Origin of the sequence: Mycoplasma sp. Mirounga ES2805-ORL (assembly GCF_017084445.1) — a bacterium.
GTDB lineage: Bacteria > Bacillota_I > Bacilli_A > Mycoplasmatales > Metamycoplasmataceae > Mycoplasmopsis.
In genome coordinates this window covers 592,028-605,137 of the sequence record NZ_CP070947.1, presented here as the reverse complement: position 1 = coordinate 605,137, position 13,110 = coordinate 592,028, and the positions used below count along the sequence as shown (strand labels likewise).

The following is a 13,110-nucleotide window of genomic DNA, read 5'->3' as shown; positions in this document are numbered from 1 at the left end:
ATTTAGTATAATAACTTAAATCTCGGTATATATGTATTTTGAAGGAGAAATTATGGCAAAAAAGAAAAAAGAAAGTTTTTTTGAGCGTTTAGTTAAAAAGAATGCTGCCCAAGAAAATCAAACTAAGGCACCTAAAAAAAAGAGCTGAAAAATTGCTGTTTTTGGTGGTTTACTAACAGCTGCAATTGCAACAGGAATTACAGTTCCTTTAGTTGTGACTTCATTAAACAAAAAAGAAATACCAGCTTTAGATGGTACAGTTTCTGTTGGTACATTTAAAACATTAGATGGTAAGGATCTACCAATTCTTATAAACGATTTTAAGGACAAAAATAAATCATGAGATGAAATGTCTAAAAACCCTGACAAACATTTAGAATTAGTATTTAAACTTGCAACCTCATATCTTTATGATCTTGAATCAAAAGGTAGTTTTGAATATCAAAGATTCTACAACGCCTCAAGGAAAGGTGACGAAGATGAAAAACGAGAAAATATAGCTCTAAAATCTATTGAAGAATTGCAAGAAAAATATAAAAAACAAATTGACGATCAAAAACGTAACCTTAAGTTGCAAGATGGATATGATCATTGAGAAGAAAAGTTTAAGAGTTATTTATCAACTAATTTTGGCGGTGCAAAAAATGAAAAAGAGGCAATTGCTTATCAAGTTGAAAAATCAATAAAAACTGACGCTCTAAGAAGTTTTAGACTGGTAAATTATTCACTTAAAAATATTTATAAAAGAAAAGCACAACATACAATTTACGAAATAGATAGTAAGGGAAACCCAACAAATGTTGTTTTATTCAACAAAGGTGATCTAGTATATCCTTGATTTGAAAAAAATAAAAACTACTTTGAAACTAGTGATGGTGAAACAATGTCCTTTATGACAGACAGTTTTATCATGAAAACAATTAAGCAATCTGGTAAAACAATTAAGACCTTTGATGATAAATATAAATCCGCTTCAAAATTTATTGAAGAATATTTAAAAAATAATGACCCTATTATTACAAGCCAATTTACACTTCCGGGTGTTGTTAAAGCACAAAAAAATAATAAATGAACCATTAATGAAGAAATGCTAAAAAAACTTATCTACATTTGGCCATTTAAAGATGCTTCTTCAAATGCAAAATTTTCTTATGAAATGGTTAAAGAAGGTTTTCAAGACTTTGATAAGTTTGTTGAATGATCAAATTCAAGCAATCTTGAAGAAAGAAAAAAAGCATTATATTGAACAACTGTATTGTCGAAACTTTCTCTAGACCCTTCAGAAGTTAAAAATAATTGAGGAACAAAAGGCATTTCTACTTATTTAAGTCTACTAAATGGTAGTGATGATGATGTCACAACAATGCTTCCTTTAATCGGGTATGGGGATAATATTCTAGGTACACACGAAAAAGGTTTTATAGATGATAAAGCTCCTAAAGAAATAGATTTATTTAATGCATTTAAAGAAATTCAAGAAGATATCGTTAAAGAAATTAAAGAACAATTCAAAAATTCTGGTGCATCCACTGAAGATATTAGTAAATTAAATGCTAAACTAGACCATAACTTTGCCTCAGCTTCAACTCAAATTGAAAAACAAGCTGTCGCTTCAAAATATAATGAAGAAATTTTAAAATTCTTTAAAAATAAAAATAATGAAAATAAACAAGGTTTATATGCTGAAAAACTAAATGAAATTATTTCAAATAGATTAGCAAAACTTTTTGAACATAAAGGTGAAAAAGATGGCGAAAACTTTGTTAGTTCAGTTTATAAATTAAAAGATGAAAACACATACATTCTTTTAACTAAAGAAGGAATAAAACTTGTTAAATATAAAAACATTCAAGATTTTCAAAATCAATGAGCAATAGATCCATCAAAACCTCTAACAGAATTAGAAGTAATTATGAAAATGATTAAAAATGATTTTGCAAAAGAACATGAAGATTTTGTGGATCAAGAAGAAAACTTAGAAAAAATTAGATTTGGCATACTCAACTTAATTAACAAATCTTTAAGTTCTCAAGAATATGTTTTGGATAAAATGCTAAACGATGATGATTTTAAAAAATACTTAAAATCACAAACTAATATTTATTCAAATAAAGATACATCAAAACAAACCAAGTATACGGACGAAGATATTGCTAAACTTATTGATTGAAATAATAAGAAAATGACTTGAACAAAACTTGAAGCAAAAACTTCATTAACCAAAAAAATTGAGAAATTTGCAGAATCAACATTTAAAGCAAACGTTATAGATGATTTTAAATACATAGATGGCGAATATGTCTCAACTAAAAGAAATAATGAGCCCGTGTCTAAATTATTCTATAGTTCAGTTGATAAATGATTAAGGTTATTAAAAGGGTAGGAGGAAATTATGAAATTTAAAAAATTAATGTTAAGTTTGGGAACTATATCTTCCTTTGGAACTGTAGCAACCGCAATTTCTTGCGGAAATAAAACATATGATTCAACTGAAAAAATAGAACAAGACAATGAATTTAAAACATATGCTGATAAATTAGAAGACAAATGAAGACTTTTGACTATCTCATCAGAATTTAAATTAGCTAAAGACAAAACAAAATTTGAAGATATTAGAAAAGAATATTTAGAAAAATGTTGATCAAATACAGAATTTAAAAATGCAGCATATGAAGCTTTTAAACTTTATGCAAGCGATAAAATTGCTGAAAACAGATTCTATTTTTCAAGCAAGGCTCTTGAATGACAAAAAAACTCACTTTTTGATAAAGAAATATCAAAAGAGTGAATTAAAGCAACTAAAAGTAATCTTGGAGAATTAGAACCTAATAAAATACCTAGTGAAGAAATTTTTCATATTTTATGAAAAGTAGATGGAACTCAAATACGTAGAAACATTGAAAAAATGATCTTGGTTATGAAATATTTAATGATTAGTGATAAAGATACTATTGCAAAAATGAATGAGAACTTCAAATACAATGAAAATCTTAAATACGATATACAAAACTATCACTTACTCCAATATGCAGTAAAAAATCAATATACTCAATTATGACAAAGAACTTCTGCTGCTACAGACGAAACTGAAGATCCATTCTTTATCAAAGGTTATAGCGTAATTTCTGGAATTAAAGAATTTAATGATTTTATTGAAGACTCGTCAAAAAATAAAAAACTTGAAAATAATTCACCAGAAAAAATAACACAAAATGCTCAAGACACTCAGCTACTAGGATATCAAGGCTTTAAGAAGAACCCTTCTGAATATGATCTAAACAAAATTCTAAAATGAAGTGATGATGATTTATTAAAAATTAAAGATGGAAATAAATTAACAGGATTTTTAGTTCCTGATGAAAAGCAACTAAGAACTCTAGAATATGTTAAGACAAACAATTATGTTCCCTATAAAAAAGAAGGTGGAACACCCGTTGTTGCTTATGTTAACCAAATAGTTCCTATTAGTTCATTACAAGAAAAAGATTTGCCAAGTGCTGATGAAAATAAAAAAGAAACTGTAAAAAAATTTGTTCTATCTTTCGAAAATACGCCTTACAAAGATAGTTTAAAAAAACTTTGCTATATTTTCTATCAAAAAGATTCATCATTATTTAAAACAGCTATGCATGCATATGTAAAACTAGGTTACAAGATTCGGGTAGATATTGATAATAAAGAATTACTATCAGTTGTAAAAGATTTACCTTTTGTCGAAACTAAAGATAAGGATAAAAAATAATTATGGCAAGTATTTTTACTAAAATTATCAATAGAGAATTGCCGGCTGAAATTATCTATGAAGATGATATTTGTATTTCATTTCTAGATAAGTTCCCAATTCAACCCGGCCACTTCCTTGTTGTGCCTAAAAAAGAATCAAAGAACGTTTTAGAGATGGATCAATATACTATTAATCACTGTGTGGCAATAGCAAAAAAATTAGCTAAAGAAAGAGTTATAGATAAAGGCATACCCGCTTTTAAGCTATTAGTTAACACAGGTTCTGAAGCTGACCAAACAGTTTTTCATACACATTTCCATATAATTCCATATTCTAAAAAATGCCATGATAATTAAATGTTCATAAATGTTATGTGAACATTTTTTTATTATTTAAATATTGTTATTTGATTTAATTAAGTTATAAATTTTATTAGTGCTAAAATAATAATATTAAATTATTATTAGGAGGAAAAATATGTTATTTGAAAAAATATTAAATAAAAAAAATAGTGATGTTTTACTAAAAGCGTTTTGAAAAGGTGATGCTAAAAAAGATCATTTAATTGAAAAAACTAATGTGATTACAGAATACTTAAATGACAATGAAGCATACGTATATTTAGGAGAAAAAGATAAATTCGAATATGCTTCTTTACTTGAATTTTTCAAAAAATTGCCTGTTGAACAAGGTCGTAACTATTTAGTGGATGTTGAATCATTTACAACAGAAACAATATGTGCGAGAGGGGTTCTAGAAGCTTTAGTAAGAGGATACTACTTTGCAAAAGCAGATCTATATAATGAAAAAGCTAAAAACAATGAAAATGAAGAATTTGTACTAAATGCATATCTAAGTGAAGTTTCAAATACCGTTAAAGAAAGTTTTGAAAAATCACTTATTTTAGCTAAAAATGTAAATTATGCACGTAATCTACAAATTACACCACCAAACATTTTAAATTCAGAAGTTCTAGCTTCAACTATTGAAAAAGACTTCAAAAAATATAAAAACTTAAAAGTAACTGTTTTAAACAAAAAACAAATAGAAGACTTAAAAATGGGCCTTTTACTATCAGTTAATAGAGGAAGTGTTTATGAACCTCGTGTAGTTGTTATTCAATACAACGGTGATCCATCTTCAAAAGAAAAAACAGTAATGATTGGTAAAGGTATTACATTTGACTCTGGTGGATACTCACTTAAAGGTCCAAGACATATGTTGGGTATGAAATACGATATGTCTGGTTCAGCAATAGTTGCATCAACAATGGCATCAATTGCTCAATTAAAACCTAAGAAAAATGTTGCTGCTGTAATGTGCATTACAGACAACAGAGTAAACGGGGATGCTTCATTGCCCGATTCTGTTTGAAAAGCTATGAATGGCAAGAGCGTTGAAATTAACAATACAGACGCTGAAGGACGTTTAGTTATGGCTGACGGTTTAGTATATGGCGCAAGAAAATTAAATGCTACCCGTTTAATTGATGTTGCAACATTAACTGGAGCTATTTTAGTTGCTTTAGGTCAAACATACACAGGAGTTTGAACAACAACAGATAAAGCTTGAAATGATATGAAGTCCGCTAGTGAAAGAAGTCACGAATTAATTTGAAGAATGCCTTTTGACTCAGCGTTTGCTAAAAACATTAAAGCATCAAAAGTTGCTGACTTAAAAAATACAGACCTTTCAGGTAATGCGGGTTCATGTTCAGCCGCTATGTTCTTAAAAGAATTCACAGATGATGTTGAATATATACACATAGATGTTGCGGGTACTGCAGATATTAATGAAGAACCTCAAGGACCTATGATTAGAACATTAACTGAACTAGCTTTAGCATAAAAGTTTTAATTTAATATATAAAAGTACAACTATCAAGGTTGTACTTTTAATTTTCAAATTTCTTATTATTTCACAAGCCAAAATCTGGCACTTCTATTGTTTCCACTACTTCTGTATTCATTTTCTTCATTTGCTCTTTGTGTTTTAAAATATCTATTTCTTTTTTTATTCTGTTTTTTTTCTTTACATACTGAGTAATAAATAAAGGAAGTGCAAACATTGTTCATACAACGAAGACACCAATTAATGTAAATGGTACATATAATATTGTTCATAAATAATTAGGCATTTTAGAAGCTATACTCTTAAATCCATTCAACATCGGAGTAAATTGTCTATGAGACATATTAAACAAATTAAGACCATTTAATCATTCCCAACTTTTGCGATTTTTAAATTGATAAATAAATTCATTTCCGGCAACTGCTATCAGATAGAAAATTAAAAATATTATTGAAGCGAATAAATATTCTTTTCAATGGTATTTAATAATCAATTTTATTGTCAAAAAAGAACCTAATATAAATAGTAACGAATGATAGATCATTGTGTGAAAACAAATGAAAATATTTTCGTTAAAAACGTCTCCGGGGTAAAACATTACAAATGCTCCCATTCATAAACCAAAAATACCTATATACGATAGAATTGCATCTCCTACTTTTTTATCTGTAACACACAAATAAAGAGGAATTGCATATAATGGCGTAGAACATAATTGAAAAGGTATATAAGAAGGATTGCTATATATTTTGTAAGTTCAAGTTCTTGATGAATCATCAATTACCCCAATAGCTAACAATTGTTTTAATACTTCAACAGTAAATAATATTAGAAAAATAATACCAACTAAGATTTTGATTTTACTCACATTCATTTTCTCAGTTTTAATAAAGATAACCATTAAAGCAATAATTATTATTGAAGCAACTAAAAAAGATATGTGCATAGCGCCAAATAACTTAGGCCTATCCCATTCTTTAGACAAATATTTTATAAATTCATACATGAATAGAATTATAAAACTATTTTAAACAACTTTTTTATTTAATAGAAGTTCAAAATTAAAAACTTAATTCCGTTTAAAAAATTTTAGGCAAAAAAATATTAATTCAAACGTTTTAAATAATTGTTTATATTTCGGATATAAAAAATTCATGTTTTAATATTTAACACAAACTTCTTTTTTAAAATAAAAATAAAATATTTTCTTCAATAAAAAATGGTTTTTTCTATAATGAAATAATTATGAATAGAGGCAATATAAAAGGTTGATTAGAAGTTATTACCGGTCCAATGTTTTCCGGGAAAACTGAAGAACTTCTAAAGAGAATTAACACACTAAAATGAGCAGATATTAAAACATTAGTTGTAAAACCAAATTTTGATACTCGTTTTAGTAAAACTGAATTAGTAAGTAGAACAGGGGCTAAAACAGAAGCGATAAATATATCTAATTCTAAGGAAATATTAGAGAAGTGAAATCCCGAATACAAGGCAGTCGCGATTGATGAAATTAATTTTCTAGATGACGATTTACCAGAAGTTATAGAGGAACTTTTACAAAAAGACGTTCAAGTGCTAGTTTCTGGTCTAGATCTTGACTTTTTGCGAAAACCGTTTGGCATAACTCCCGCAATAATGGCGATGGCGGACGAAGTTATTAAATTAAAAGCTGTATGTGTAAAATGCAAAAACCCCGCTGGTTTTTCATATAGAAAAATTTCTTCTCAAGAATTAAATGTACTTGGAGACAGTGAATATGAAGCTCGTTGCCGTTCTTGCCACATCAAAGGAAGTAAGTATAGATAAAAAAGTTAAGATATTTAATATAGAAGCAAAATTAACATTTTTAAGTTGTTAATTTTTTTATTATTTTCTAGTTTATTTTATTTTTTTTAAAAAAATATTTTGTTTAATTAAAATTGATGTCTAAATAATTAATTCAAAAAATAAAAAATGGCGTTTGCGAACGGAGTTGAACCGTTTACCCCAAGCTTAGGAGGCTTGTGCTCTACCTGATGAGCTACGCAAACACACTTATAAAAATATACCACAAAAAATTAATAAAAAAATGGCGATCACGAGAGGATTCGAACCTCTGACAACAAGCTTAGAAGGCTTGTGCTCTATCCTACTGAGCTACGCGACCACGCAAAAATATTTTAATATATTAAGTTCTTTTTTTTGAACAAAATTATTTTACCACTTTTTAAAAGTTTAATTTATATATTAATTACCATATTTACTAAACTCATTTTTTTGGTTTCCATATTATTAAACGTAATTAATAAATTAGGTATAAAAATGTTTTTTTAAAATACATCAAATCATATAAATCTTAATATATAATTTTGCAATCTAATTTAACATTGTCATATTAGATATTAATAATTCATGATATGAAAGGAAATATATAATGAAAATTAAAAAAATATTGGGTTCATTAGGGATAATTTCAACAATGTCAATCCCTTTTGCAACTATTTCTTGTGGAAAAGACCTGAACAAAAAAAATAACAAAGAAAATTCTGAAATTAAAAATGAATCTGATCACCAAAAAAACAATGAAAACTATAAACAAAGAATAAATGATTTTATCGAAAAAACTTACGGAGGCATAACAACTATAAATAAAGAATTTAACAAAGCCATGCAACCTACAATTGAAGAAGCAAATAAAATAATTAAAAATAAGGTAGAAAAATTCGATAATTTGGAAGAAACAAAAAAATTACTTAGTTCAATTAGTCTTGCTAAAGATAATATCAATAAATTAGAATCAAGTGATAAAAATGTTGAAATTACTATCTCCGGTACCACTCACAAAATTTCTGAGTGAATTAAATTAGACGAATCAAAGTTTGAAGCAATAAAAATGTTGAATGAAGAAAAAATCGAAAATAATAATTTAATACAAACTACAGTTCCAGAAAAATTAAATTTATTTAATGCTAAAAAAGCTGAAGCAAGAATAAATAAAATCCCAGAAGATATGAGAAGCGAATTTGCAAATCAATTACTTATTGAATCTTCCAAATTAGTAAACATCGTTAGTTCTAAAAATGAAAAAATTGACACCAAAATTCAAAAATTACAAAAACAACACGACGATTGAGAGATAGTAAAGAAATCTTTAGAATATAAAGAAAAAGTTCAAGAATTTATAACAGAAAGTAATAAACTAGAAAACACTTTGACTGAATCAAAAGAAAACTACTTACAAGCACAAAAAAAGGCACAAGCGGCTGATGATGAGTGAACACAAAAAGTTTCAATATTGGATAAAGTAAATCAATTTTTAGAAAAATCTCCTAAATCAAATATAAAAGTTCCTGAAGAATATTCAAACACCATTCTTAAATATAGCTACTACTGACTACTTCTTGAGTCCCTAGGCCAAATTACTTTTACAGAGGTTCTAGATAATCTACTAACTAAATAATTAATACTAACCCGATCTAAAAAAGGATAGGGTTTTTATTTTTTTGCAAACTGTGCCGCAGAGAAAATATAATAATGTTTATAATTTATTATAAATTAAGGAGTTATTATGAATAAAATAGTCGTTATTGGTTTAGGAAATGTTGGGTTTACATATATTAATATCGCACTTTCAAAAGGTGTCGAAGCTGAATGAGTTTTAGTTGATAAAAATGAGGATCTATGTATAGCTCATGCTCATGATTTTGAAGATATGTTATCTATTAACCCAAATAATCAATCCACATTTAAAGTTGGAAACTTATTGGATGCAGCAAATGCAGATATTGTGGTTATTACAGCTTCAATCCCACGTATTTCAGGCAACGCTGATAGAATTAAATTAGCTTCCGAAAATGTTAAACTAATGAAAACCTTTGCAGACGCTTTAAAAAAGGCAGACTTCAAAGGAATTATCATTGTTCCATCGAATCCTTGTGATGTAATGGCTGCTGCATTCCATTATTTAGGCTTTCCACATGAAAAAGTTATATCAACCGGAACTCTTTTAGATACCGCTCGTCTTAGAAAATTTATTGCTAAGAAATATAATGTGTCACCTAGTTTAGTTAAAACATCAATAGTCGGGGAACATGGCACATCAGCCACTCCTATTTGATCAACATCAACGGTTGATAATAAAAAATTATTAGACTTAATTCAAGATGAAAATGAATTATCTGAGTTGAGGGAAAAAGTTATAAATGAAGGATATTATATTTCTTCACGAAAAGGGAACACTCAATTTGGTATAGGGATGTCTATATATGAAATTACTAATGCAATTTTAAATGATACAAATCAAATTATAAATATTGGCGTTAAATTACCAGATAATTTTAAGAATCGAGGTATTTATTCATCAATTCCAGTTTCAGTTGGAAAAAACGGTTACAAATATTTAAATAATGCAATGTTTATGACTGACAAAGAATTAGACTTATTTAACAAATCAACTTTAAAAATGGCTAACGTTCATTCAGAAATTTTAGAAATAATAGGAATAAAAAAGAATTTTAATTAAAAAGCCATATTAAAAGTCAATGATAGTTTAAAAAGCAAAACATAAATAAGAACAAAATGAAAATATTTAATATTAAATAATAATTTATAATTGTTTAATATTTAATTAATCTAGTATTCTAAATAATACTAATATATTTAATAGGGAGAAGTTATGGAAAAATATACAGAACAAGAACAAGTTAGACGAGACAAAGTGGAATCTTATTTAAATGAAGGAACAATACCATTTAAAAAAGCTTACAACCTTGGAAAAATTAGCTATTCTGCTGAAATTGAAAAACTCTTCGCAAACAGAACGAAAGATGAATTACATGAAGCAAATAAAGAAGTGAATGTCGCAGGACGTATCATGACTAAAAGAGGACCTTTTATTGTCATTCAAGACTATAAAGGACAAATACAACTTTACTTCAATAAGAAAGAACTTCCTGATTTAGCTAAATTAGTCGAGTCTTTAGACCTTGGTGATATTATCTGAACACACGGATTCGTTATGAAAACTAATACTGGCGAAATATCAGTGAAAGTTAATAAATTGGAACTACTAACAAAATCATTAAAACCTTTGCCAGATAAGTTCCATGGGTTAGTTGATAAAGAAGATAGATATAGAAGAAGATACGTTGACTTAATTATGAATAAGGAATCGCGTGAAAGGTTTTTAACTAGAACTAAAATTGTGCAATGAATTCGCGACTACTTTAATAGAAATGATTATATTGAAGCAGAAACCCCTCTTTTACATGATTATATTTCAGGTGCCGCAGCTAAACCTTTTTCTACTCACCACAATTCATTAAATCAAGAATTTGTATTAAGAATAGCGACAGAAATTCCTTTGAAAAAATTAGTTGTAGGTGGATTTGACAGAGTTTATGAAATGGGTAGAATTTTTAGAAATGAGGGGTACGACACTACACATAACCCCGAATTTACAACAATAGAATTTTATGAAGCTTATTCAAATATTGAAGGTATGATGAACCATACTGAAACTCTTATTAAAGAATTAGCTAAAAAACTTGGAAAATCTAAATTTATAAATAATGGCGTTGAAGTGGATTTATCACAGCCCTTTAAAAGACTAAATATGGTCGATGCTGTAAGTAGCACAACAGGAGTTGATTTTAGAACTGTTTCACTTGAAAAAGCTAAAGAAGTTGCTAAGAAATACAATATTAAAATTGAAAAATTCTTCACAATAGGACATATTATTAATGCTTTATATGAAGAATTAATTGAAGAAACATTAATTCAACCTACTTTTGTTTATGGACATCCTATTGAAGTATCACCACTAGCTTCAAAGGCAGATGATAATAGATTTACTGAACGTGCAGAATTATTTATAAACACAAAAGAATATGCAAACATGTATACAGAATTAAGTGATCCTATTGATCAATTAGCACGCTTTGAAGATCAAGTTAAAGAAAAAGAATCAGGAAATGATGAGGCTAGCGAGATTGACTATGATTTTGTTGAAGCTCTAGAATATGGAATGCCTCCTACCGGTGGATGTGGTATTGGTATTGATAGATTAGTAATGTTACTTACCGAAACCGATTCAATTAGAGATGTATTATTATTCCCAACTTTAAAGAAAATTAAAAAATAATTATTTATGAAACCAAAATTTATTTTTTGGTTTTTATTTATTACTTTTTTAAGAATAAAAAAGAACCTAACTTATAATTTAGCTTATTGTTTTTAAGAGATGTCTATTTAGAATTAATACTAGTATATTTTAAATTTAGATTAATTATTGTACTATTAGAAACTTAAATTTTAATTACAATACTAGATTAAATAACTCCTATATTTTCTATAGAAATAAATACTTACTTGATCTAACTATGAAAAACAATAATATATTTAATATAAATTCAAAAAATAAAATTGAGAAAAAAGTTTAATAGGCAAAGGAACATAAATGAAAACAAAAACTAAAAAAATAATTAAAGGGTTTGGAATAGCTTTAGGCTCAATAGTGGGCCTAACAACTTTAGGTGTAGGTATAACAGCAATATCTTATACCGCTCTTGAATATAGACCTGACAAAATCGAGGAAATTAAAAGTAAAAAAATGGTTTATAAAAATCAAAAATATAAAATTCTGAGCTGAAATATAGGATATGGAGGATTAGGAGATAACGCTAATTTTTTTTATGATGGAGGTGAAATGATTGACACCGCTAGCAGAGCTAGGGTTGAGACAAATATGCAAAACATAGTTTTAGATACTAAGATGATTAGCCCCGATATCGCTTTATTTCAAGAGGTTGATGAATCCAGTAAAAGAGCTCATTATTTCAATGAAGTGGATTTTTTAAATACTAAATTAAACAATTACGCGAACTCTTTTTCTTATAATTTTAAGGTTGGTCACTTTCCTGTGCCCATTAAACAACCATTAGGAAAAATCTATGCGGGCTTATCCAATTATTCCAAACTATCAGTTAATAATTCCAAAAGATACTCTCTGCCCGATTGTAAAAGTTGGCCTGTAAAAACATTTTGATTGAAAAGAAATTTATTAGTAAATGAATACCAAATCCACAATTCTTCCAAAAAACTATATGTAGTTAATTTGCATCTAGAAGCATATGGTGATGGTGCTAAGGAACAAACGATATTTTTGTTAAATAAAATTACAGAATTCCAACAAGGAGGAAACTATGTGATTGCAGCTGGAGATTTCAATCAAATTTTTTCAAATGTCCCCAAAAACAAAAGACCTAAAATCATTTCTAAATCGAATAAGTCACTATGAAAACCCGAGGAAATAAACTCTCAATTATTTATTGAAAAAGGGTTTGATGTTTGAATGAGCAATAATCCTAAAACGCCAAGTTGCAGGTCTTTAGATCGAACATACAAGGGAGCAAATAAAGATAATTTTCAGTTCTACCAAATTGATGGATTCATAACAAGCTCTAATATAAAAGTACATTCTAGAAAAGTAGAAAATTTGGAATTTTTAAGTAGTGATCACAACCCCATAATATTAGAATTTGAATTAAATTAAT

At 27.7% G+C, this 13,110-nt stretch carries 10 protein-coding genes and 2 tRNA genes; 9 read left to right on the top strand and 3 right to left on the bottom strand.

The features are described 5' to 3' along the window. The first annotated feature begins 52 nt into the window (after positions 1 to 52). The 4 genes from JXZ90_RS02585 (at position 53) to JXZ90_RS02570 (ending at position 5,572) form a co-directional block, all read left to right on the top strand. Positions 53 to 2,383, top strand: a complete 2,331-nt coding sequence (locus JXZ90_RS02585; RefSeq protein ID WP_205848219.1) for a HinT-interacting membrane complex protein P80 — start codon at positions 53 to 55, stop codon at positions 2,381 to 2,383. A gap of 9 nt (positions 2,384 to 2,392) precedes the next feature. Then, on the top strand, positions 2,393 to 3,742 hold the full coding sequence (locus tag JXZ90_RS02580) for a HinT-interacting membrane complex lipoprotein P60 (protein WP_205848218.1): 1,350 nt from the start codon (positions 2,393 to 2,395) through the stop codon (positions 3,740 to 3,742). Between the two features lie 2 nt (positions 3,743 to 3,744). Continuing rightward, positions 3,745 to 4,080: a histidine triad protein HinT gene (gene hinT, locus JXZ90_RS02575; protein ID WP_205848217.1), complete on the top strand. Its 336-nt coding sequence runs from the start codon at positions 3,745 to 3,747 to the stop codon at positions 4,078 to 4,080. 121 nt (positions 4,081 to 4,201) lie between these two features. Beyond that, positions 4,202 to 5,572, top strand: coding sequence for a M17 family metallopeptidase (locus JXZ90_RS02570; RefSeq protein WP_205848216.1), 1,371 nt, complete (start codon positions 4,202 to 4,204; stop codon positions 5,570 to 5,572). A 46-nt stretch (positions 5,573 to 5,618) separates the two neighbouring features. Here the strand turns inward: JXZ90_RS02570 and JXZ90_RS02565 are convergent, their stop codons facing one another. Beyond that, positions 5,619 to 6,581, bottom strand: a complete 963-nt coding sequence (locus JXZ90_RS02565; RefSeq protein WP_205848215.1) for a YwaF family protein — start codon at positions 6,579 to 6,581, stop codon at positions 5,619 to 5,621. Positions 6,582 to 6,820: 239 nt separating this feature from the next. Between JXZ90_RS02565 and JXZ90_RS02560 the strand changes: the two genes are divergently transcribed. Further along, a complete protein-coding gene (locus tag JXZ90_RS02560) occupies positions 6,821 to 7,384 on the top strand; it encodes a thymidine kinase (RefSeq protein ID WP_205848214.1) in 564 nt (187 codons plus the stop codon). A 148-nt stretch (positions 7,385 to 7,532) separates the two neighbouring features. Here the strand turns inward: JXZ90_RS02560 and JXZ90_RS02555 are convergent. Together JXZ90_RS02555 and JXZ90_RS02550 are read right to left on the bottom strand one after the other, a co-directional pair. Continuing rightward, positions 7,533 to 7,608: transfer RNA gene (locus JXZ90_RS02555), tRNA-Arg, on the bottom strand. Between the two features lie 39 nt (positions 7,609 to 7,647). Next, positions 7,648 to 7,724: transfer RNA gene (locus JXZ90_RS02550), tRNA-Arg, on the bottom strand. Positions 7,725 to 7,991: 267 nt separating this feature from the next. Between JXZ90_RS02550 and JXZ90_RS02545 the strand changes: the two genes are divergently transcribed. From JXZ90_RS02545 to JXZ90_RS02530, 4 genes are all read left to right on the top strand, one after another. Beyond that, positions 7,992 to 9,017 carry a hypothetical protein gene (locus JXZ90_RS02545; RefSeq protein ID WP_205848213.1) on the top strand — a complete coding sequence of 342 codons (1,026 nt, stop codon included), beginning with the start codon at positions 7,992 to 7,994 and terminating at the stop codon, positions 9,015 to 9,017. 108 nt (positions 9,018 to 9,125) lie between these two features. After that, on the top strand, positions 9,126 to 10,079 hold the full coding sequence (locus tag JXZ90_RS02540; RefSeq protein WP_205848212.1) for an L-lactate dehydrogenase: 954 nt from the start codon (positions 9,126 to 9,128) through the stop codon (positions 10,077 to 10,079). Between the two features lie 153 nt (positions 10,080 to 10,232). Next, a complete protein-coding gene (gene lysS, locus JXZ90_RS02535; protein WP_205848211.1) occupies positions 10,233 to 11,699 on the top strand; it encodes a lysine--tRNA ligase in 1,467 nt (488 codons plus the stop codon). A gap of 315 nt (positions 11,700 to 12,014) precedes the next feature. Continuing rightward, positions 12,015 to 13,109 (top strand): endonuclease/exonuclease/phosphatase family protein, encoded by a 1,095-nt coding sequence (locus JXZ90_RS02530; RefSeq protein WP_205848210.1) that lies wholly within the window; start codon positions 12,015 to 12,017, stop codon positions 13,107 to 13,109. Position 13,110 lies beyond the last annotated feature (1 nt).